The sequence below is a fragment of the Sinorhizobium kostiense genome (genome assembly GCF_017874595.1).
In the GTDB taxonomy this organism is placed as follows: Bacteria; Pseudomonadota; Alphaproteobacteria; order Rhizobiales; family Rhizobiaceae; genus Sinorhizobium; species Sinorhizobium kostiense.
Window position 1 is genome coordinate 1 of sequence record NZ_JAGILA010000001.1, and the last position, 22,916, is coordinate 22,916.

Annotated in this window: 19 protein-coding genes; 5 read left to right on the forward strand and 14 right to left on the reverse strand. The window is 61.0% G+C overall.

Annotated elements, in window-relative coordinates; genetic code table 11:
* On the reverse strand, positions 1-1,875 hold a 1,875-nt coding region (locus J2Z31_RS00005), incomplete at its 3' end, for a VCBS domain-containing protein (protein ID WP_209599835.1).
* 426 nt (positions 1,876-2,301) lie between these two features.
* Between J2Z31_RS00005 and J2Z31_RS00010 the strand changes: the two genes are divergently transcribed.
* Positions 2,302-3,207 (forward strand): transglutaminase-like cysteine peptidase, encoded by a 906-nt coding sequence (locus J2Z31_RS00010; RefSeq protein ID WP_209599836.1) that lies wholly within the window; start codon positions 2,302-2,304, stop codon positions 3,205-3,207.
* A 21-nt stretch (positions 3,208-3,228) separates the two neighbouring features.
* Here J2Z31_RS00010 and J2Z31_RS00015 read toward each other — a convergent pair whose 3' ends face one another.
* From J2Z31_RS00015 to J2Z31_RS00065, 11 genes are all read right to left on the reverse strand, one after another.
* Complete coding sequence (locus J2Z31_RS00015; protein ID WP_209599837.1) at positions 3,229-3,831, reverse strand: ribbon-helix-helix domain-containing protein; 603 nt, start codon at positions 3,829-3,831, stop codon at positions 3,229-3,231.
* A gap of 4 nt (positions 3,832-3,835) precedes the next feature.
* The gene (locus J2Z31_RS00020) at positions 3,836-5,128 is read right to left on the reverse strand and encodes an HlyD family type I secretion periplasmic adaptor subunit (RefSeq protein WP_234939208.1); all 1,293 of its coding nucleotides are present in this window, start codon (positions 5,126-5,128) and stop codon (positions 3,836-3,838) included.
* Positions 5,125-7,299, reverse strand: coding sequence for a type I secretion system permease/ATPase (locus J2Z31_RS00025; protein ID WP_209599838.1), 2,175 nt, complete (start codon positions 7,297-7,299; stop codon positions 5,125-5,127). The genes J2Z31_RS00020 and J2Z31_RS00025 overlap by 4 nt, the downstream gene beginning before the upstream one ends.
* Before the next feature lie 34 nt (positions 7,300-7,333).
* A complete protein-coding gene (locus J2Z31_RS00030) occupies positions 7,334-8,767 on the reverse strand; it encodes a TolC family outer membrane protein (protein WP_209601015.1) in 1,434 nt (477 codons plus the stop codon).
* A 226-nt stretch (positions 8,768-8,993) separates the two neighbouring features.
* Positions 8,994-9,755, reverse strand: a complete 762-nt coding sequence (locus J2Z31_RS00035; protein ID WP_209599839.1) for a GGDEF domain-containing protein — start codon at positions 9,753-9,755, stop codon at positions 8,994-8,996.
* Between the two features lie 424 nt (positions 9,756-10,179).
* Positions 10,180-11,328, reverse strand: coding sequence for an ABC transporter ATP-binding protein (locus tag J2Z31_RS00040; RefSeq protein WP_209599840.1), 1,149 nt, complete (start codon positions 11,326-11,328; stop codon positions 10,180-10,182).
* Positions 11,325-12,152 (reverse strand): carbohydrate ABC transporter permease, encoded by an 828-nt coding sequence (locus J2Z31_RS00045; protein WP_209599841.1) that lies wholly within the window; start codon positions 12,150-12,152, stop codon positions 11,325-11,327. The genes J2Z31_RS00040 and J2Z31_RS00045 overlap by 4 nt, the downstream gene beginning before the upstream one ends.
* Positions 12,149-13,051: a carbohydrate ABC transporter permease gene (locus J2Z31_RS00050; protein WP_209599842.1), complete on the reverse strand. Its 903-nt coding sequence runs from the start codon at positions 13,049-13,051 to the stop codon at positions 12,149-12,151. The genes J2Z31_RS00045 and J2Z31_RS00050 overlap by 4 nt, the downstream gene beginning before the upstream one ends.
* 109 nt (positions 13,052-13,160) lie before the next feature.
* Complete coding sequence (locus tag J2Z31_RS00055) at positions 13,161-14,393, reverse strand: ABC transporter substrate-binding protein (RefSeq protein WP_209599843.1); 1,233 nt, start codon at positions 14,391-14,393, stop codon at positions 13,161-13,163.
* 62 nt (positions 14,394-14,455) lie between these two features.
* Positions 14,456-15,358 (reverse strand): sugar phosphate isomerase/epimerase family protein, encoded by a 903-nt coding sequence (locus J2Z31_RS00060; RefSeq protein ID WP_209599844.1) that lies wholly within the window; start codon positions 15,356-15,358, stop codon positions 14,456-14,458.
* A 12-nt stretch (positions 15,359-15,370) separates the two neighbouring features.
* On the reverse strand, positions 15,371-16,402 hold the full coding sequence (locus J2Z31_RS00065; RefSeq protein ID WP_328243208.1) for a Gfo/Idh/MocA family protein: 1,032 nt from the start codon (positions 16,400-16,402) through the stop codon (positions 15,371-15,373).
* A gap of 133 nt (positions 16,403-16,535) precedes the next feature.
* Here J2Z31_RS00065 and J2Z31_RS00070 point away from each other — a divergent pair, with 133 nt between their 5' ends.
* From J2Z31_RS00070 to J2Z31_RS00080, 4 genes are all read left to right on the forward strand, one after another.
* The gene (locus J2Z31_RS00070; RefSeq protein WP_209599846.1) at positions 16,536-17,573 is read left to right on the forward strand and encodes a LacI family DNA-binding transcriptional regulator; all 1,038 of its coding nucleotides are present in this window, start codon (positions 16,536-16,538) and stop codon (positions 17,571-17,573) included.
* Positions 17,574-17,888: 315 nt separating this feature from the next.
* Positions 17,889-18,188 (forward strand): hypothetical protein, encoded by a 300-nt coding sequence (locus tag J2Z31_RS29080; RefSeq protein WP_234939271.1) that lies wholly within the window; start codon positions 17,889-17,891, stop codon positions 18,186-18,188.
* Positions 18,189-18,307: 119 nt separating this feature from the next.
* Positions 18,308-19,435, forward strand: coding sequence for a site-2 protease family protein (locus J2Z31_RS00075; RefSeq protein WP_209599847.1), 1,128 nt, complete (start codon positions 18,308-18,310; stop codon positions 19,433-19,435).
* A gap of 199 nt (positions 19,436-19,634) precedes the next feature.
* On the forward strand, positions 19,635-20,888 hold the full coding sequence (locus J2Z31_RS00080) for a S41 family peptidase (protein ID WP_408022012.1): 1,254 nt from the start codon (positions 19,635-19,637) through the stop codon (positions 20,886-20,888).
* A 35-nt stretch (positions 20,889-20,923) separates the two neighbouring features.
* Here J2Z31_RS00080 and J2Z31_RS00085 read toward each other — a convergent pair whose 3' ends face one another.
* A complete protein-coding gene (locus J2Z31_RS00085) occupies positions 20,924-21,922 on the reverse strand; it encodes an ABC transporter permease (RefSeq protein WP_209599849.1) in 999 nt (332 codons plus the stop codon).
* 137 nt (positions 21,923-22,059) lie between these two features.
* Positions 22,060-22,800: an ATP-binding cassette domain-containing protein gene (locus J2Z31_RS00090; protein ID WP_209599850.1), complete on the reverse strand. Its 741-nt coding sequence runs from the start codon at positions 22,798-22,800 to the stop codon at positions 22,060-22,062.
* Between the last annotated feature and the right edge of the window lie 116 nt (positions 22,801-22,916).

The following is a 22,916-nucleotide window of genomic DNA, read 5'->3' on the forward strand; positions in this document are numbered from 1 at the left end:
GCTGCCGCTGGCGCTGCCGCTCCAGGTCGCCGTCGCGCCATTGTCGACGTCGCTCGACACCATCGTCCCGGTCGCCGTCGACGGTCCGGTCACCGGCGTCTCGTCATCCGCGGCGAGCCCCGCCTCGGTCACCGAACCGCTGGTCACCGAGCTCTCGCCGATCACCGGCGCGTCGTTGGTGCCGTTGATGGTGATCGTCACCGTCTGGGTGTCGGTGGCGCCATTGTCGTCGGTCACCGTGACGACGAAGGTCTCGGTCGCCGTCTCGCCCTCCGAAAGGCTATCGGCAAGGCCGTTGTCGAGCGTGTAGGTCCAGACGCCGCCGGCGGTGATGACGAAGCTGCCAAGGCTGCCGCTGGCGCTGCCGCTCCAGGTCGCCGTCGCGCCATTGTCGACGTCGCTCGAGACCATCGTCCCGGTCGCCGTCGACGGTCCGGTCACCGGCGTCGTGTCATCCGCGGCGAGCCCCGCCTCGGTCACCGAACCGCTGGTCACCGAACTTTCGCCGATCACCGGCGCGTCGTTGGTGCCGTTGATGGTGATCGTCACCGTCTGCGTGTCGGTGGCGCCGTTGTCGTCGGTCACCGTCACCTCGAAGCTCAGCGTGATCGTCTCGCCGTCGCCGAGGAATTGCACCAGCGCGTTCGGAACCTGATAGTTCCAGCCGGTTGACGTTGCATTGAAGCCGGCCAGCAACGTGTCGGTCTGAGCGTGCGTCAGCGGGCCACCGTTCCAACTCGGCTGGCCGCTCGGCGTGCTCGTCACCGTCAACGTCTCGTTGGTGTCGACGTCGGCGAGCGTGATCGTGCCGCTCGCCGTCAGATTGCCGCTGCCGTCGACCGCGACGTCCTCGGTGACCGCGCCGCTCGCCGTCGCCTCGATCACCGGCGTATCGTTGGTGCCGTTGATGGTGATCGTCACCGTCTGCGTGTCGGTGGCGCCGCTATCGTCGGTGACCGTCACGTCGAAGCTGAGAGTGATCGTCTCGCCGGCATCGAGGAACTGCACCAGCGCATTCGGAACCTGGTAGCTCCAGCCGCTCTCGGTGGCGCTGAAGCCGGCCAGCAGCGTGTTGATCTGCGCTTGCGTCAGCGTGCCGTCGCTCCAGCTCGGCTCACCGTTTGGCGTGCTCGTTACCGTCAGCGTGTCGTTGGCGTCGGCATCCGTGGCCGCGATCGTGCCGCTGGTCCTGAGATTGCCGTCTCCGCCCACTGAGACGTCCTCAGTAACCATGCCGGCATCGGCCAGGGCCAGGTCGGGCGCATCATTCGGATCGAGAAGCGCCGACAACTCCTCCTCTTGCGCTACAGCGCCAAACTGCAGTTCGGTCGGGGACAAGAGGTCAAGCACCGGACCAGCATCGCCGATCTCGGCGTTATTATTCGAAAAGTTGCCTCCACTACTCTGGCCGGAGACCACACTGATCGTTCCATCCGGCCCTGCGGCGACGTTGATGCCGTTCCCCTCGAGGACTGCAACCAGCGTTTCTCTCGGAATCTCGGCATCGCCAATAACGAATGTCGGGACATTGAGCGCCGCATTCACGATTCTGATGGTCGTGCCATCCGGCTGCTCGAGGACGACATCGTTGCCGATGACCTTTATGTTCTCCAGGGAGATGCCAGCTGGGAGCCGCACGATATTCGCGGCATCCGCCTTGACAATTTCCGGCACATCCGGTGCAGGCGTCGCTGCCAGAGCACCTTCTGCGGGTCCACCTGTCGCAGGATCCAGGAGTTGCGGCTCGGACGTTTCTCCAGCTTGCGCTTGCGCGACCAGGCGACTTCCCTTTGCGAAAACCTCGTCGCCTGCCATAACATTTTCGACCGTTGACGCGTTCGCGCCACCGGCAACTGAAATACCTTTGGTTGCCATGGAGAAATCCTCAATAAGTTAATCGCAAGTAAACACAGCTTGACCTTGAAAGCAATTCTTGAGCGGAATCGAAGAGAGACGCCTATATATCAGGGTATGCAAAAACTGCATCAATCTACTCGCGATGGTTTATTCGCATATCATCTTATGCCTTATGGGCCGGCCTCCGTGGCAGTTGCGCCATCGAATCTTCACCAGTTGTCCCCTCGCTTTCAGCGCCGGGTACGGCGATCCAATAACAATCCTGCGTATCGCTCGACTATTTTCCAGTTTACGCCAGCCATACACCCATCGATAAAGCATATAACTTGACTAAAGTTTTAGATAAATAGTATGTCTAGAGGACACCAAAGATATTCCGTGTCGATTTACGTGAGTTTTTCTTTTTGTTCGTAGGGTGCCGTCATTCAACCGTGAGGTGCGGCAATGAACGGAAAGAACTGGACAGGCATTAAGGTCTCTTCGAAGGCATTTCTCTTGGCGGCCGGCCTGCTGGTCCCGACCGCGGCGGCAGCCGGTCAATCCGAAGCCGCCTCCTTTGCACCTATGCGGTATGGCTTCGGCGCGCCAATCGCTGCCGCTGCGAGCACCATCGACATTTGGCAGAAAGCGACGGGAGCGCTCGCCTCCCGGCAGCCTCGGCAGGTCGCCGCCGTCACTTCGCTTCGCCCTCCGCGCAATGCCGCCTCCGGCGATGCCCCTACGGCCGTGTTCCGATCGGTGGCCTTTCGCGTAACCGCGGTGCCTGCGGCGCAGAAATGGAAGGCGGTCTTTCCCTATGTCAAGGCGGCCAATTTCGACCGATGTGGCACGACCGCCGAATGCCCGGCGAGCGCAATCCTGCGCAAGTCAATCGGCAACGCGGCCAATGCCAAATTTCACGAGAAGCTGCACGGCATCAACCGCACCGTCAACTGGTTGGTGCGCTATGAACCGGACGCGCAGAACTATGGTGCGAAGGATCACTGGGCAGTGCCGAGCGAAATTCTCGCTCGCGGCAAGGGTGACTGCGAAGACTACGCCATATTAAAGATGGCGGCGCTCAAGGAACTGGGCCTGCCGCCGCAGTCGATGTCGGTTGTCGTCGTCCGCGACACCAGGCGAAACCTGTACCACGCGGTCCTCGCGGTGATGACCAGTCAGGGCTATTTCATCCTCGACAACCTGAGCAACGAAGTGAAGCTCGATAGCGCCCTGCCCGACTATCAGCCGCTGTTCTCGGTCAGCGCGGACCGCACGTGGATCCATGGCATCAAGGCCGCCAACGACAAGATCGCTTCCGCCGCCCCAACCTTGCTTGACGTCATGCCTGGTGAGGGCGCGCTGCGATAGACCGAGTGACGGCCGGAAAGATCATGCCAGGACAAAGCCGAGCACGACGTCCTGATCGAGCAAAGACGCGAGCGCGGCATTGAGCCGGCCCCGGGTCACATGCTGATTGATGCCGATTGTGAACCCTGCGGGTTGCGGTTCGCCCGGGGACGCCTTCAGCCGCTCCACCAGTTCGGCGAATTGAACGTCGAAGGAGAGCCTCAGACCCTGTGCCGGAGGTGACGATTGGAAGCCTAAGAACCGCGACTGAACGAATGCCAGGAACGCGGGATTATAGGCGATGATGCGCTTGTTGCCTGCAAGAGCGAAAGCTGGAGATGGACAGGCATGCACCTGGCCGGCGACGATGGGGAGACTGCTGCGCGCCCTGGCGTTGGACAATTGATCTCGCAAATAGCGCGTCGCGACATAACGCAGCCTGGCGGTCAGATTACCGCCTTCGCCGACGCCCCGCTCACACTCGGCGACGATGTCGGCGAGTTTCATGCCCCTTTGCGTGGCGAGTTCCGAAAGGCTCGACCAGAAAATCTCCTCGAGCTTGATCCCTCGCCGCTGCCCTTGGACGGTCACGACGCGGAATCTGAGGGCGCTCATCTCTTCCGCACTCGGGTGGCTGGCAGTCATCAGTTTAGCGTTCCCGCAGCGCTTCCTCACGTGCCTTGTTGATCGGCTTCATGAGGTAAGTGAGGATAGTCTTCTTGCCCGTCATGATGTCGACCGATGCGATCATGCCCGGCATGATCGCATATTGCCTTCCATCCTTTTCGAGCGCAGCCTCGTCTGTCTTGACGCGAGCGAGGTAGTACGTTTCGCCGCTATTGGGATCTACGAGGCTGTCTGCACCAATGGTTTCGACCTCGCCGCCAAGACCACCATAGATGGAGAAATCATAGGCCGAAATCTTGATGAGGGCGGGCTGGCCGACGCGCACGAAGGCGACGTCGCGCGGTGAAAGGCGGGCCTCCACCAGAAGTGTTTCGGACGTCGGCACGACGCCGCCGATGACTGCGCCCGGCGTCACATAGGCACCGACGGTATTGACCTCGAGCGTATTGATGATGCCGTCGACCGGAGAGCGAATGTCGGTGTTCGCCACCCGGCTGGTCGCCCCTCGGATCGTTTCCTCGATCACCGAAAGCTGCGAGAGTGCCTCGGTCTTTTCCGCGAGAGCCTCCTGCTTGAGCTGCAGCGACAGCTCCGTCACCTGCAATTCCGCTTCGCGGACCGCCGCCTCCAATCGCCCGATCGATTCTCTCGCCAGGGCGAGTTGGCCGCGCGTATCGGTCAACTCCTTCTCAACACGCAACAATTCCGTCTGCGCTACAAGTTTGCGCTTAACCATCGGCGCCAACAATTCCTGTTCGCGCTCGGTCACTTCAAGGCTGTCCGAGAGTCTGGCGATGTTGGCCTCGGCCTCAGCGAGTTCCTTCTGCCGCTGGCCATGACGCGCCTGCATTACGGAGAGCTTGTTGCTGAAGTTGCTGGCCTTCGCACGAAGCAATTGTTCTTCATTGGTGCATATGGCCGGGGCCGTCCTGACAATGTCCTCCGGGCACTGGTAATCGGAATCGTACCTCCCCGCCTCCTCGAGTTCCAGGCGCGCGATCTGCGCGCGTAGCGAACGCGCCTTCGCTTCGAGTTCACCGAGCGACGAACCGCTGGCAGTATCGTCCAGCCGCAGGATCAGATCGCCGCGGCGGACGACCTGCCCGACCTGAACGGCGATCTCGCGAACGATGCCCGGTTCGCTCGATTGGATCACCTGGGTCTTAGAAACCGGGATGACCTTCCCCTCCCCCCGGGCGATCTCGTCGACCTCGGCAATCGCGGCCCAGGCCACGAAGAAGCTGATGAGCAGGCCGATGACAAGCAACCCAGCGCGCGCCGCCAGCGGCGGCTTTTCAATCATTCCGACATTCATGAACTCGCCCCCGGTGAGGGATTGATGGCGCCGCTCCGCTTCTGCAGTTGATCGATGACCTGCGCCTTTGGCCCGTCGGCCACGATGCGACCTCTGTCAAGGACCAGAAGCCGATCGACGAGTTGAAGCATGCTGTGACGATGGGTGGAGATCAAGACGGTCACGTCGCGACCGAAGACGGTGGAAAGCCTGTTGATCAACTCCCGCTCGCTGGCCATGTCCAGGGCTCCGGAAGGTTCGTCGAGAAAGACGATCTTCGGTTTGCGAAGCAGGAGGCGCGCTATGGCCACGGCCTGGCGCTGCCCCCCCGAAAGCTGGGAGCCCCGCTCGCCGACCGGCATGTCATATCCGCGTGGATGGTGCGAGACGAAATCGTCAACGCCGGCGAGCTTCGCCGCCGCCACCATCTCCTCATCGCTCGCCATGGGGTTGGCCATCAGCAGATTGTCCTTGACGGTGCCGGAGAACAGGTCCGAACTTTGTGAGACGAAGGACACCGCCGAGCGTACCACGGATGGATGGAATTGCCGGATGTCGACGCCATCGAGCAGGATCCGGCCCGCGCTCGGAGGATAAAGTCCGGCGAGCAGACGGCCGATCGTCGTCTTCCCTGAGCCGATGCGGCCGATGATGCCGACCCGTTCACCCGCTTTGATGGTCATGCTCATGCCATGGATGACCTTGTGGTCCGATCCCGGATAGGCGAAATCGACATTGGCGAAGGTGAGGCTTCCCTGGCGAATGTCGCGGTTGACGAAGCCGACCGTGTTCGGCCGATCTTCCGGTTGCTCCATGATCGAATTGAGGATCTTCAGTGACAACAGTGCTTGCCGGAGCCGCGCAAGCGTCAAAGCGATCTGCCCGAGCGGCGCGACGGCGCGGCCGGCCAGCATGCTGGCCGCTATGATGGCGCCGGATGAAATATTGCCCTGCGCGAATTCATACGCCCCGGCGACCACGATGCAGACTGTCACCAGTTGCTGCACGAACTGCGTCGCATGCGAAGCCCATGACGAGACCTGCTTGATCTGCTCGGACGTATTGGAGGAATGCTTGCCCAGCTCGTTCCACCGGCGCAGTAGCAACTTCTCCGAATGCAGGGTTTTCACAGTCTCGATGGCGCCGATCGTTTCGACCAGCAGGGATTGGCGCTGCGCGGATTCGTTCGAGGCGGCGGCCACCCGGTTGCCAATCTTGCGCTGGGCGACGTAACCGACAAAGACGCTCAATAAGAAGGCGACCGTGGGGACTATCGCGATCCACCCTGCCACGGCGTAAACGGCCGCGATGAAAACGAAGGCGAAAAGGCTGTCGATGAGCGTACTTACCGTGTTCGAAGTGAAGAACTCCCGAACGAATTCGAACTGCATGACGCGGTTCGCGTATTCGCCTGTCGACTGCGGCCTTGAGGCGAGCGTCGCATGCAAGATCTTTTCGAAGAGCAGGTAAGAGAGCTTCAGGTCGGCTTTTCGGCCGGCATAATCGATGAGCGCAGCTCTTACCGTTTTCAACAGGAAGTCGAAGAAAATGGCGAAGCCGATACCTATTGCCAGCACCCACAGCGTCGAGATCGCCTTGTTGGGCAGGATGCGATCGTAGACGTTCATGGTGAAGAGCGGCGTTGCCAGCGCGAGCACGTTGATGAAGAAGGCTGCCAGCGCAACCTGTGCATAGGCCTGCCAGAACGGCCTGACAGCCGAAGTTAACCAATGCCTGCGGTCGATCTCATGCGCCTCCCCCACAGCGGGAACTGCCGCCGTATTCAAATAGGTCGCCGAGAAGGCGACTGCATAGGCGATGTCGTCAAGTCGCAGGTCCGCAAGCCTTATGGCCACGCCATCCTGGAACGACGCATTCGAAAAGGTCAAAGCACCGCCTGGTCCCTCCTCCAGGATCGCGACCGCACGGCCATCTTTGAAGACGAGGAGGAGCGGAAAGAAAAAACTTCGGTTGGCGAGGGCGCGCAGAGAAACGAGCTCCGCCTCCAACCCAACGCGCTCTGCGATACGGGAAATGTCCTCGAAGCTCGGCGATGCCGCATCGAAGGGCACGTCCGAAAAGAGCACGGTTTCGGAAGACGGCCGGTTCAAGAAGATGCAGATCTCCTTGAACGCGGTCGTGAAGCCGGTCAATGCCGGGCCGGGTCGCGCTTGCGTTTCAACGCCTTGCATAAGGATGACCGATCATGTCCTTTGGCGCAGGTCATCATTTCTGTCGGATTGGCTGAAGCAAATCCAGCGGCAAGCCATTCGTCTGCCTTGAGGGCACACGCCGATAGGTTTCCGTCGCCGGAGCGGCGGGAACGTTGAATTCGGTGCGCGCATAGGCTTCGGCCTGTGCCGGTGCTTTGATGCTCATCGTCGACAGGAGTTGGCCCGTCGCCGCGAGCAGACGGTACTCTGCAAACAAAGCGGCATATTGCGCTGTCTTCGCAAGAACATTCGAGTTGAACCGGGCGTTCTGCGCCCCTAGCACATCGAGCAACGAACGCTGGCCGACCGCAAGCTGCTCGCGGTAGGACGAAACCAGTTGGTCATTCACCTGCGCTTGCGCTCTGAGCGTGCGCGAGAGATCATATTGGCTGGCGCGCCGCTCCCAGGAAATGCGGACGGCCTCTTCCACCTCGCGATGCGCCTGATGGAAAACCAGTCGCTGCTCGCTGGCGCGGCGCATCTGCTCCTGCTCGTTGGCTATGTCGATGCCGCCACGATAGAGATTCCATCGCGCCACGACGCGCGCCTGCGCATCCCAGGTGTTCCCCGTCGAGCCATCGATGTCGTTGCCGGAACGAAGCCGCCCTTCGGCGACGATCTCGGGCAGCATGTTCGACTTGGCGGCCTTAACCTGCGAGTCGGCCACGTTGATATCGGCGTCCGCCGACTTGATGCGCGGATTGTTCGTGCGGGCGATGCCTATCGCCGACTCGAGCGTTCTCGGCAAGGCTGCCGCGACGGATTTTGGCATCGAGGGCTTCGTGAGCGGTTGACCGACGAGGCGATTGAAGCTGATCTGCGCGGTATCCAGCGCCTCTTGCGCTTCCTGCAGCCGCGCTCTTGCGGACAACAGCCGCTCTTCTACCTGCTGACGATCGGCTTCCGTCAGCCTTCCACCGGAAATCAGCGAGTCAATGTCGGAGCGGATCGATTGGTGGGCGGCGACGTTGCGCCGCGCCTCGTCGACGATCTGCTGCTGCAGGATGTATTCGAAATACTCGCGAACAATTTGCAGCGCGATCGTCTCCGATCGTTCCAGCACGCGGAAGGACGCACTGTCGACCCGTGCCGCCTGCCGTTCCACCTCGGCCCGGCGCCCGCCGCCATCAAACAGCTTCTGCGTGATTGTTAGGCCTACCTCCGATGGATAGAGCGGATCATTCTCGATGGACGTGGCCCGGCGGCTGCTATCTTCAAGATGACGAACGCCAGTTGATGCCTCGAAATCAACGCTGGGCAGATAAAGCCCCCGCGCCTGCCGAAGCTCGAACTCAATCGCTTCACGGTTTTCAACCGACTGTCCGATTTCGGGATTTGATTCCATTGCGATCTGAAGCGCTTCGCGCAATGTCATCGCCTGCGCTGCTGCGCCGGCAAAAAAAGTTGATGCGAGCAGAATGGAAACAAATCCCCCGCGAATACCCATGCCCAGTTTCAATCAATCCCCCTCGCAACCAATGCGCTGCACTTCGATACTATTCCGTACTGAAAACCGCAAAAAACTGCGCACATAATACATTGCCGACAAAAGAGGGCCATCGCCTTTGAGGGAGTCCGCAGCCTCCGGCGGTTTTCACCGCACCTTGTTGCAAAAATAGAACAACTTCGCGTGGTATCGAGCACCCGCGTACGCCACAACGACAGGGGGCGTGTCAACCCGATGGCAGCCGCACAAGTCTTGGCCCCGTCGCAGCTTTATCGGTGAGGGTCACCGTCTGCGAGGCGGCGGTGCGATGCAGCCGCTCCAGGTCGATGCTGCCTTCGAACAAGACGCCGCCCACGCTCAATGCCAGATCGACCGCCTTGCCCTCACCTGCGAAGTAGGAGGAGGCCAGGGCCTTGGTCAACCGGGCGCTGACCTCGGCGGCGTCCGACTCGTTGGCACCCGTGAGCAGCACGTCAAAGCTCGCAGGCCCCGTTCGAGCGACGATATCTTCGCGGCGCACGGACGTGCTGATGGTCGAGGCAACAAACTGCAAGAGTTCATCGCTCCACTGAGGTCCGAAACTCGCGGCCATCTCGTCAAGATTGTTGATTCGCACGTGAATGAGGGCGCCCTGCAGCGAGTCACCCGAACGGCGGCGGCGGCGCTCCAGGCCGTCTACATGGTGGACGAGCCCGCGTCCGGTGACGCAACCGGTCGTGCCGTCGCGGGAAGAAATATGGTTTACCTGAGTGCGGAGCCACGCGGCCCGGCGGAATTGAACGGCCGACAGCACGATCAATGGAGTGCCCATCAGCAACGATACGAGGCCGGCCGCGACGATGGCGGCGACGTGAGGTCGGTCAGAAAGCGCCACAAGGCTCAGATAGGTCAGCAGTTGCGCGAGCACTGCGAAGCCGATGATGCCGCCAATCGCATTGCGCGCCACCCGCCAGTCCTTCTGCGCTTTGAACGGCATTTCCCGCTGCACGATTCCATGCTCCCGGTTCGTTGACGTTATCGGTCTAGCGCACTCTTATGCATATTCCCTTTCCCGCATATCTAGAATTTTAGGGGGTTCGGTCGCAGGCGGAACAACATGCGTTGGGTAAGCGCCACAGGTTGGCTGCGCGCCCCCGGGCCCGGCCCGACCTTGTCGCTCCCGGTACGGACGCATTGGCAAGTCTGGAACATACCCTCGCCGCCGCTCGTTTCCGGCGTGGAAGGAGCCAGCAAAATGAACCAGATCATTTATCTCGTGGGACTAGTGGTGATCGTAATCGCTATCTTGTCGTTCTTCGGGCTGAGTTAATCCCTGGCGGCCGTCGTCACGGCGGCCGCCAAAAGTCGGCCGTCAAGAAGTCAGATGCGGATTGGCGAAGCCTCGCTCGGTGAGGCGAAGTGCCGACGGGCGCTCAGACGGGGACCTGCTCTGACGTTGCGCCCGCGAGCTGACGCCGCAGAGACGCGTCAGCATCGCTGCGAGCCTTCTCGACCTCTATCCGCTTTCCTTCCGTATCGAAAAGATGCAGGTGCATCGGATCTACCGCCAACCCGACTATGTCACCGGGTCGAACGCCGCCGCGCACGGTTTCGACGACCGTCAATTCGGGCCGGGTCGCTGAGGCAATGTAAGTGGCCGAGCCGGTCGATTCGACGATTCCCACGGGAATGTCGAAGGAGCCCTCACCTTCCGGCACGATCGTCATGTGCTCCGGCCGAATACCGACCGTAGCCGTGAGCCCTGGCGCGACCAGATCGCCAAGTGCCAACCGCGCCCTTGTCGTCCCGAAGTCGAGAACCGCATGTGCACCTCCCTCCCCGACGACTGCCGGGATGAAGTTCATGGCCGGCGAGCCGATGAAACCCGCAACGAAACGGTTTGCCGGGCGGTCGTAGAGATCGAGAGGCCGCCCCTGCTGTTCGATTACGCCGTCGCGCATGACGACGACATGATCGGCCATGGTCATAGCCTCGATCTGATCATGGGTGACATAGACAGAAGTCGCGTGGAGCCGGTCGTGCAAAGCGCGTATTTCCTTGCGCATATGCACGCGAAGGGCCGCGTCGAGATTGGAAAGCGGCTCGTCGAAAAGGAACGCCTTCGGATGGCGGATGATGGCCCGGCTCATCGCGACGCGCTGGCGCTGACCGCCGGAGAGTTCGCGCGGGTAGCGGTGCATCAATTGCGTAAGACCCGTCGTCGCCGCCACCTCCTGTGCCGCTTTACGCGCCTCCGCTTTCTTTACGCCGCGCATGCGCAGGCTATAGGTCAGATTCTGCTCGACGGTCATGTGCGGGTAGAGCGCATAGGACTGGAACACCATGGCGATGTCGCGTTTGCGCGGCGGAACATCATTCATTCGTTCGCCCGCGATCTTCATCTCACCGGTGGTGATCTTCTCCAGGCCGGCAAGCGAGCGCAGCAGCGTGGACTTGCCGCAACCCGAAGGTCCGACGAGCGCGACGAAGGTCCCCTTCTCGATCGCAAGATTGATGTCCTTTAGCGCGTGATAGGCTCCGTAGAACTTGTTGACGCCGTTGAGCTCGATCTGAAGGGTCATTTTAGGGCTCCCGAGGTGAGGCCGGAAACGATGCGGCGTTGCAAGAGAACGAAGACGGCGAGAACGGGCGTCACGTAGATCGTGGCATAGGCCATGATGTTGTTCCACTCGTTGGTGTTCGGCCCCATGAAGGTATTGAGACCGACACTGGCTGGCTGCAGCTCCACGGCCTGGATCATCGACTTCGAATAGACGAACTCGCCGAACGCCTGCATGAAGATCAGGATGGCGCTGACGAGAATGCCGTTTCGGGCGAGCGGCAGGGCGATGTTGAAGAAGGCGCCGATACGCGAATTCCCGTCGACGAGCGCCGCCTCCTCGAGTTCCATCGGCACGCTCATGAAAGTCGCCCTGACGAGGACGACAAAGAAGGGCATGTTCTTTGCGGCGATCGCCAGGATGACCGCGAACCGCGGTGTTTCCAGCAGGCCGAATTGCGAGAAGCCGACAAAGATCGGGGTGACCATCAGGGAAGCCGGCAACACCTGCAGCATCAGGATCAGGAAAAGACCGACATCCACCCAGGCGTTGCGGTAGCGAGCCAGCACATAGGCACAGCCGACGCCGAGCACCGCGATGAGCGACACCGCACCAAGCGCGATGACCAGTGAGTTCCAGAGATAGCGCCCCATGTTCCGGCTTTCCCAGACGAAGGAGTAGATGCCCCATTGCGGCTCGCTGGGCAAAAATTTCGGTGGGGTCGCGAACATCGCCGAACCGGTCTTCAGCGCGGTGACGTACATCCAGTAGAGCGGGAAGAGGTAGATGGCCGCCAGCAGGAGCGCCACGGCGAGCATCAGCCGATTTCGCCATTGATCACTCATCCTCGGACCTCGTGACGGGTGGAGCGTACATAGACGACGGAAGCAAGCATCACCAACACGATCATGATCACCGAGATCGTCGCGCCTTTGGCGAAGTCGTATTGCCGGAAGGAAAGGTCCCAGGCCCAATATTGGGTGACGTTGGATGAGTTGTTCGGTCCGCCCGAGGTGATGCCGGCGAAGAGGTCGAACTGCTGCAAGGTGAAAATCAGGCCGAGTGCGATAATCGCGCCGATCGTCGACCGCATCATCGGCAGCGTGATCGTGAAGAATCGCTGGAGTGCCGTGGCGCCATCAAGCTCGGCTGCTTCGTAAAGGTCTTTTGGTATCGCCGACAGCCCGACCGAGAGCAGGATCATGTTGAAGGATGTGCCAAGCCAGATATTGGCGATAATCACCGCCCAAAGCGAGTAGTTGGGGTCCGAGCGCCAGAAGATGTTGCCGGCGATAACGCCCGTCTCCCGCAGGAAAAAGTTGAGAACGCCGAAATCGCCTGAGAGAATCCAGTTCCAGATGGCACCGACGACAAGGCCCGGCATGATCCAGGAGACCAGGAAGAGGCCTCGCAGCCAGGAAGCGCCGGGAAAATTCATCCAGAAGAAAAGGGCGAGGCCGAAGCCAATGATGAACTGGCCGGCAATCGAGGCGCTGACGAAAAGGGCGGTGTTCAGGAGGATGGGTTGGGTTTCCGGCTGCGCGAAAAGATCGACATAGTTCTTGAAGCCAACGAAAGGCCGTACGAAGCTTCCGAGGCTGAACATGTCGACCTCCTGGAAGCTCATCACCACGTTGTAGACGAGCGGCAGGCCGGAGAGGACGAAAAGGAACGCGAGCGGCAGCAGGACGAGACCGATGTCGAAACCCCTTCCGTCCGTTACACTGAATATAATTTTCTTCATTGGCTAACCCCCGCCCCGCGGGCGACCCCGGCCAAAGTCGGAGTCGCCTTGCTCGTGAAGAAACTGAACGGATGCAGTCCGCAGGTGGCGTCCGTTCGGCGACCCTGTCTCAACCAAGGACCGCTTTTATCTTCTCGGCCGCCTGATCGAGCGCTTCCTTGGAGCTCATCTGTCCGGTCAGAGCCGCCTGGATGGCGTCCTGTATCGCCTTGGATATCTTCGGCCATTCCGGATGCGGACCGCGGGGTTTGGCGTATTTCAGCTGTTCGAGGAAGACCTGAAGCGCCGCGTCCTTCAACGGTTCGCCGGTCGGCGGGATGGCGATGTCGGAGCGGGCCGGCAATTGGCCGAAATCCTTAAACATCCTGTCGTCCTGCGAAACGAAGAATTCGAGGACCTTGAAGGCTTCTTCCGGGTGCTCTGTGCTGGCAAAGATCGCCCAATTGAAATCGCCCATCGCGGAGGATCGTTCAGCGCCCGTCTCGGGGACCGGCAGGAGCGCCACGCCCCAGTCGAACTTCGCCTCCTGGATCATCCGGTCGAGTTCCCAAGGGCCGGAAATCGCCATCGCGGCATTGCCGGAATTGAAGGTGCCGGTAGAATCCCATTGGCCACGCGTCAGGCTATCCGGCGACGCGAGTTTTTCATCGATGATCGTCTTCCAGATATCGAGTGCCTTCACCGCACCCTCGGCATTGATGTTGTCATAGCCGCCGCCGGCCATCTGCGCCCAGGGCAGGAACTGGAAGGTCCCTTCCTCGTTCGCCTTGGCGGAAAAGGCAAGCCCATATACATTCGCCGCCGGGTCGGTCAGCTTGCGCGCCGCTTCCACCAGTTCATCCCAGGTCTGCGGCGGCTGCTCCGGGTCAAGGCCTTTCGCCTTGAACATGTCCTTGTTGTAATAGAGCGCGATCGTATTGGTTGCCTTGGGGATGCCGTAGAGTTTGCCGTCCCAGGTCACCGACGCAAGCGGCCCCGGGAAATAGTTCTCCGGCTTCACCACCGAGGATTTGGCGATCATGTCGGTGAGATCGAGAAAGGCGCCGCGCGAGGAAAAGAGCGCATGCTCCGGATTGTCGACGGCGATGATGTCGGGCGCCTGACCGGTCGAATAGGCTCGCATTGCCTCGCTGACGACATCATCGAACTGGATCTGGCGGTATTCGACTTTGATGCCGGTATTGAGCTTGTTGAAATCTTTGATCAAGTTTGGAGCCGGCTGGATGTCCCGGTCCAGCGACCAGACGGTGATGGTTACATCCTCCGCCTGCGCGGAAAAAGCCGGCAGGGAAATACTGGCTAAGGCGATCACGCCCAGCATTACACGTCTGCTAACACGCATGAAATCCTCCTCTCGTGTTGTCCCGCGGCCGGCATTCCTCCATTCCGGCCGACGGGCGGTCCTCAGGCCGGATCGGCGACGAACTCGCCTCCCCGGCAGTTCTTGAGATAGTTGAGCGCATGCACTTGGCCGGTCATCTCCAACGCGTCGCGGTAGACCGGATCGTGCCAGCCTTCGATGTCGATCGAGCCGGTCCAGCCGGCGAGCCTCAACTCCGAGATGATGTCGGTCCAGTTGCTGTCGCCGAAACCGGGCGTGCGCATGAATACGAATTTCTCCTTGCCGAAGATACCGTGCTCGCGGATCACGTCCCAGCGGATCGTCGCGTCCTTGCCATGCACATGGAAGATCTTGTGCGCCCATTTGCGGATCTGCGGCAGCGGGTCGATCAGATAGACCATCTGGTGGCACGGCTCCCATTCAAGCCCGATGTGATCATCCGGCGTCTCGTTGAAGATCAGTTCCCAGGCGTCCGGATTATGGGCGATGTTCCAGTCGCCGCTTCCCCAATTGCCGTCCATGGCGCAATTCTCGAAGGCGATCTTCACGCCCTTGTCGGCAGCGCGCGCGGCAAGCTCCCGCCAGACTTTCCGGTAACGTGGAAGGCTGTCGGTGAGCGGGCGGTTACGGATGCGGCCCGTGAAGCCCGCGACGCAGTTGGCGCCAAAGTGGTGGGCGTTGTCGATGCAATCCCGCCAGCCTTGTAGCGTCTGCAGATCCATCTCCATCTCTTCCAGCGGATTGCCGAACATGCCGATCGTCGAGATCGTGATGTCTCGGTCGCCGATCGCCTCGCGGCAGCGCTTGCCGAGCTCGGCCAGATCCTGGCCGTTCGTCGTCTGCCAAAAGAACGGCTCGAAACTTTCGAAACCCAGGTCGGCGATCTCAGCGATCCGCTTGGCCGCCTCGCCGCTGGTGGCGCTGACCATGGTGCCGATGCGAATGGATTTGGCAGGGTTGCTCATCGGTTGCCTCGTTTAGATTTTGACCCGCTGTCCACTGCGGGCGCTCTCGATCGCCGCAAGGACCATGGCAAGGCTGTTGATATTGTCGTCGCTCGCCGTTTCGGGGTGCCGGCCGGTGCGAATTGCCGCGACGAAGTCGGCGATGACGCTGGCATGCCCCTGCGTCTGGCGGAGATCGTCCGGCTCCGGCACCTCGATCGGCTCCAGGTCGCGAAGGAAGCCTTCGGTACCAGCGACCCGTTTGGCCCGAAAATTCTCGGCTCCGTCCCAGAGCAGCGTGCCGCGGGTGCCGATTATGCGCCATTCGCTTTCCCAGCTTGTGTTTGCGCCCTCCGCGCACCAGGAGCCGCGATAGGTAAAGGTCAAGTCGTCCGCCAGTTCGAATATGGCGGTGGCGGCCGCGCCGTGCGCGTACCAGGAGCCGCGCGGGTTTTCTTCGCGGCAATAGACGGCGATCGGCCTCGTTCCGGCGATGAAGCGGGCGGCGTCGAAAGTATGGATCGCCATGTCGAGAAGCAGCACATGCTCCATTTCTTCGCGGAAGCCGCCAAAATGCGCACCGATGAAGAAGTCGCAATGGATGGCTGTGAGATCGCCGATCGCGCCGCCTTCGATGAAACGGCGGATGCGGCGCACGCCAGGGACGAAGCGGCGGTTCTGGACGACCGCGTGAAGCCTGCCTGTCTCGGTGGCCAACCGGACCAGCTCCCGCCCGTCCTCGAGCGAAGTCGCCATCGGCTTTTCGCTGAGTACGTGGCATCCGTGCCTGAGCCCGGCGGAGACCACATCCAGCCTCGCGGAAGGAACGACGACGTCGAAGAGAATGTCGGGTTGCGTTTGCGCGAGCACCGCCGCGAGATCGGAGCCGATCGCGACATCGGCGATGTCGAACTCGGCGGCAAGCGTCGAGGCGGCGTCGGGATTCACGTCGACGAGGCCCACGATGCGGATCACCGAGCGAAGGTCATGGTCTGCGGCAATCGCCTTCAGCCACCCCCTGGCCATAGCTCCGCACCCGCACAGAACTGCTCGCAAGATCACGATTCTCCTCCCGCACGTCTACGAAATCCGCCTTGCTCCAGCGACCGTAAACGTTTACGGAACTATGCGGTGTTTTCAAAACATGTCAATAGGAATTCCGGCACGAGCAGGCCGTGGGAGGAGGGAAGGCTTCGAGATGAAGGGAATTCGCCGGCTTGCGCAGCATCTCGATATCTCGATCGGAACCGTTTCGCGTGCGCTCAACGGACGTCCCGATGTCAAGGAGGAAACGCGTAAACGCGTGCTGGAGGCGGCAAGGCAGTTCGGCTATGTCCCGAACCAGTCGGGCCGAAGCCTCAGGCAGGGAACGACCAATATCATCGGCTTCATGATCCAGACCGGGTCGGAGATTACCGGCCAGGGCGACACCTTCTTCATGAGCGTCTTTGACGGTGTGCAGGAAGTCTTCGCCCGGCACAAGCTGGATCTCGTCGCCCTGCTATGCTCGTCCCAGGAAGACCCGACGGAATACCTGCGCCGCGCCGTGGCCCGCGGCTTTGCCGACGGCCTGATCCTTTCCGCAACGCGGCGGCATGACCCCCGGGTCGAACTGCTGGCCGAGCGCAATATCCCCTTCGTCACGCTCGGCCGCACCCTCACCGACGCCGGCCAGCCGTGGCTGGACCTTGACTTCGAGGGCATGGCGCAAGCCTCCATCGATCGCCTGGTTGCGCGCGGACATCGCCGCATCGCGATCACGCTGCCGCATAATGACGCCAATCTCGGTTATGTCTTTGTCGAGCGCTGCCGACAGGCGCTCAGCGCACACGGCCTCATCCTCGATGAGAGCCTGATATTTCGTTCGACCCCCAATGAAGCCGGAGGCTATCAAATCGGTCGTGACCTTCTGGCGCTTGAGGAGCGCCCGACCGCAATCGTCCTGATCAACGAAACGATCGCGACCGGCTTGTACAGGGCCCTCTTGGAGGCCGGCGTCAGGCCGGGAGCTGACATTGCGGTGATCGGCCGCCATAGCCCACAAGCCAATTTTCTCTCGCCGTCGCTCACCTGCTTTCGCCTGTCGCTGCACGATCTCGGTATAGCGCTTGCCGAGACCTTGCTTTCCAGCATGCCCGCATTCGCGTATCACTATCCGGATGCGCCGCCTAATCGCCTGTGGCCGATGGAACTCGTAGAAGGCGAAAGCGACGCCTTACAGGCTCACCAGTTCTGATTGTTCCGGAACGCCATTGGGTAGGTCAATCAGGCTTCTCGACCGTTACCGCATTCAGCCTCAAGAACGTCAATTCGCCCGATTCAGAATGTAACGGCGATTGGTGGATCAATTCGACGATCCAGCGATTTATAGCATTGAAGAACGCCTGTCGGTTCTGGACCGTGTTTCTCGTTGGAGAATTGGCGACCGTTCCTTGTCGATCACCCATTGTTCTTCGTCGGCATTTTTTTAGATCAAAAAGTGATCGATTCCAGTTGGTTAGAGCGGGATCTGAATATAACCCGTCGACGTCCCGCTGTGAAGGAGATCGCTATGCGACTTTTCTTGGTGCTCGTCGGACTGTCAATAGCCGCTGTTTCGCATGCCCATGACGCACCCAGCGGCTGGACTTATCCAAACTCATGCTGCTCGAATTTCGACTGCCGCCACGTCAGCTTTACCGCGATTAGCGAGCGACCTCAGGGTTACATCATCAATTCGACGGGCGAGGTGCTCCCATACTCCGATAGGCGCGTACGCATTTCGCCGGATGGCGAATATCATTGGTGCTCGACGGCCGGCGATGACCGCGGCAGGACCATCTGCCTGTTTGTGCCGCCAAGAATGAATTGATCGCAAGCAGGCGGATCGCATGGCGCGGCTCTGTTCAGATGGTGTCAACTTGCGGCCATCGGCGTAAACTCGGACTGGCTCGGGAAAAAGAGCCGGCACGCGAGAGGAGCGCATCGCCCATGGGTTGGTCCTTCAAGATCGGAACGATCGCTGGCACGGCATTGCGCGTGCACATCACCTTTGCGCTGCTGCTCGCATGGATATGGTTCATGCACTACCGGATCGGCGGCACGCCGGCCGCGATGGAAGGCATCGCCTTTGTCCTCGCAGTGTTCCTCTGTGTCGTGCTGCATGAGTTCGGACACATCGCCGTCGCGCGCCAATACGGCATCAAGACGCCGGATATCACCCTGCTGCCGATCGGCGGGGTCGCCCGCCTCGAGCGCATGCCGGAGGAGCCGAAGGAAGAATTCCTGATCGCTATCGCCGGCCCGCTGGTCAATGTGGCGATCGCCGCTGTCATCCTTCTCCTGCTCGGCACGACGGTCGGTCTGGAACAGATCGCAGACATCGAGAATCCCCAACTGGGCTTTCTCGCGCGGCTCGCCAGCGTCAACGTATTTCTCGTCCTCTTCAACATGATCCCGGCCTTTCCGATGGATGGCGGCCGCGTACTGCGTGCGGCGCTTGCCTCGCGCCTGAGCTGGTCGCGCGCGACCCAGATCGCAGCCACGATCGGCCAAGGCCTTGCCTTCGTCTTTGGTTTTCTTGGGCTTCTCTACAATCCGCTGCTGATCTTCATTGCCATTTTCGTATATCTCGCGGCGACCGCGGAAGCACAGAACGCGCAGATCCGAGAGGTCTCCGAGAGCGTCCTCGTTGGCGATGTGATGATTACCGAATTCGTAAGGCTCGAACGGTCGGCGGACATTGACGAGGCGATCGACACTCTGCTCGCCACCACCCAGCGTGAATTCCCGGTGGTCGACAGCGCGGGCCATTTCGAGGGACTTCTCACACGCGACGACATTATCCGCACGCTGAAGGAGACAGGGGCGGCAACACCGGTCGTGCGCGCGATGCGCCGAGATGTGCCGACGATCCATTTCCGAAAGCGGCTCGAGGAGAGCCTGCGCCTGATGCAGGAAGCCAATTCCCCGGCAGTCGCCGTCGTGGACAGCCTCAACCGGCTCGTCGGTCTGATGACGCATGAAAACATCGGAGAGATGATGATGGTGCGGGCAGCCGCCACCGGCGGCTTCCGCTTCGGACATCTACGCCATCGCAAGCCGGATGTGCAGGCCTGACCCGCCGTTAAAAGCGCCGGACGTCGCCTGTCTCCACGACGCATCGAAATCCCGCATATGGGGTTGCGATTTTGAACACAAAGCGCTGTCGAGCGAACACGCTCCCTTCACGCAATATTGTGTTGGCGTTTTGTTTTCAGTCTCAATGCGGCCGCGCTGTTCCGGATACTGAACCGCTTGAAAGCAATGAAGCCGGTCGATTGACGTGAAGACTCTTGGCGTTTTTACCTTCTCGCTCCTGATCTTGTCGGTGCCCAGCCACGGCTGGGCCCTTGATCCGCCGCTGTCCGGTCATCCTGTATTCGACCGCGCCGTCGAACTGGTGGTGGACAATTTTTACGACGCCTCCGCCGTCGACCGCTTCGGCGAAACCGTGAGACGGCAAACCGAGGACGGACGCGCGCCATTGACGGCGGGAAGCCCGGAGGACAGGCTCGACGAGGCAATCGACACTGTCCTGGCGAGTCTCGACGCGTCGCATACCGGCCGCTTTCTGCCGGACACGATCGCCTACTACGAACTCGCAGACATCTTCCGCTTCGCGATCCGCGACGAGATGAAGCGCCTCTTCCCTCCCGACGGCGAGGTTAGCTTCGAAGGCATCGGCATGGTCACGCGCATACAAGATGGCGTTCGTTTCGTCAGCGACGTCTATGACGGCACTCCGGCGGACAGAGCGGGCATTCGGGTCGGGGATGAACTCCTTTCCGTCGACGGCGCGCCCTACCGTGAGATCGAGTCATTCCGCAACAAGGCTGGCAAAACAGTCGACATCAAGTTGCGCCGCAACCGCGATGCCCCACCCATCACCCTCCCGGTCTCCGTCGAGCGCATGCGACCACTGCGCATTTTCGCGAAGGCCATCGAAGAGAGCATCGCAGTCGAGGAACGCGACGGTCGGCGTATCGGCTATTTGCGCCTCTGGACACTCGCCACCTCCGACGGCCTTGAAGCCGTCGCCCGAGCGCTTGCTACGGGCCGACTGAAGGATGCCGAGGGCGTCATCGTCGACCTGCGCGGCCGGTGGGGCGGCGGCCCGGCCGACGCGGCCGAACTGTTCGTCGGTGGCGTCCCGACCTTTCGGCTGATTTCCCGGAGCGGCAGGGATACTCTTGCGAACGTGCGCTGGCGCCGGCCGGTCGTCGCCATCATCGATGAGGGCGCGAGAAGCGGACTTGAGCTCTTTGCCTATTCCCTAAAGGCAAATGGCATTCCGCTCGTGGGAACGCGCTCTGCCGGGGCGCTACTTGCCGGGCGCGCCTATCTCCTGCCCGACGACAGCCTTCTGGAGATCGCGGTGTCGGACGCGGTGATCGACAACGGGGTAAGGCTCGAAGGACGCGGTGTCGAGCCGGATATAACGGTTCCGTTCAGCCTGCCCTATGCCGCCGGGCGCGACCCGCAATTCGAAGCCGCACTGGAAGAGATGCAGCGCATCCTCGCCAAAGGCTGAAGCTTCGGCTTTGCTTGCCGGAAACTCCACGGGTATTATTCGCTCTGCCGCAGGTTTCGGATTCGATCGAAGAGGACGGCCAGCACGGTCGCCCCGCCGATGAAGGTTCCTTGCCAGAAAGCGCTGATCCCGAGCAGGCCGAGGCTGTTGCGTATGACCTCGATCAGCGCGGCGCCGATGAGAGCCCCGGAGGCCGTGCCGACCCCGCCGGCGAGATTGGCGCCACCGATGACGGCCGCAGCGATGACCTGGAGCTCCATGCCCGCACCGATGTTTGTGGTAACGGCGCCGAGCCAGCCGGTCTGGATGATACCTGCGACACCCGCGGCGAGCGCGGAGACCATGTAGACGGTCACCTTGATCCCATTGACCGGCACGCCCGTCAGCCGCGCTGCCTGCTCGTTGCCGCCAATGGCGAAGACATAGCGGCCGAACCGCGTCCAGCGCAGCACGAACCCCGTGAGGAGCGCCAGCACGATCATGAAGATGACCGGGTTGGCGATGCCGAAGAACCAAGCGCCGCCGCCGATAGAGAGAAGCAGATCGTGGTCGGGGCCGAACTGGAAAACGACCGAATTGTTCGATACGACCATCGCCAGGCTGCGCGCGATCGACAACATTCCGAGTGTCACCACAAAGGGCGGGAAGTCCAGATAGGCGATCAATACGCCATTGAATGCCCCGATGAGCAGTGCCGTCCCGATGGCGACGGCGACGCCGACCTCAAGGCCGTAACCCGCATTCATGACGACCGCGAGGACCATGCTGCACAGACAGAGCACGGATCCGACGGAGAGATCGATGCCGCCGGTGATGATGACCAGCGTCATGCCAAGGGCGATGATCGCGACAAAGGTGAAATTGCGGGTGATGTTGTAGAAATTCCGCGTCGTCGCGAAGGTGTCGGTCGCAAAGGACAGGAAGATGCAGGCGAGGATGACGGCAATCAGCACCCAGAACGTCTGGCTCGACAGTATCGAGCCAACCCAGGTCTTCTGTCTCTGGCCGATTTCCCGATCCAACGTAATTGCCATGGCTGCGCTCTCCCATTCCGGCAATAGATCACGATTATTTTATAGGTCGGGCGAAACTGGTTTCATGACGTGATCGACTCCGAGAAGTTGACGTGGGACAGGGGAAAAACCGCACACAATTTCCTCGGCGCGCCAGCTCACACCTGTTCGATGGCGCCGGTAATCAGCCCCGTAACTTCTTCTGGCGAACTCGCATCAATCGGCTTGTCGGCGACCTTTCTGCCGCGCCGCATCACGATGACGCGGTCCGCGACAGCGAAGACATCGGGCATGCGGTGGCTGATCAGCACGACGGCGATGCCGCTGTCGCGCAGGTGACGGATGAGGTTCAGCACTTCCGCCACCTGTCGGACGGAAATCGCCGCCGTCGGCTCGTCCATCAGCACGATCTTCGCCTCGGAAAGCATCGTACGCGCGATCGCCACGGCCTGCCGCTGACCGCCTGACATCTGCTTGACGAGATCACGCGGCCGGGTCTCCGATTTCAGTTCCTTGAATATCTCGCCGGCGCGACGATACATCGCCTTGTAGTCGAGGACGCGCAACGGCCCAACGCCCCGGCGCAATTCGCGGCCCAGGAAAACATTCGCCGCCGCTGTCAGATTGTCGCAAAGCGCCAGATCCTGATAGACGATCTCGATTCCGTGCTGGCGCGCTTCCACGGGGCGATGAAGGACCAGTTCAGCGCCATTCATCCGCATCGTGCCATGACTCGGACGGAAATTGCCGGCGATCATCTTGACGAGCGTGGACTTGCCGGCGCCGTTGTCACCCATGAGGCCGACGACCTCGCCCGCATGGAGCGCGAGCGAAACATCATTGACCGCCTGGATAGCGCCGAAATGTTTGGAAATATTGGCGAGTTCAAGAACCGCCACAGCCGTCTAGCCTCCCATCCACGGCCAAGCACGACTCTCGACATGCGTCGCAGCGGAGTCGTCGCTTTGGTCGCTGACCCCGACTCCTCCCGGAGAGCGACGCATCCATTTATGCA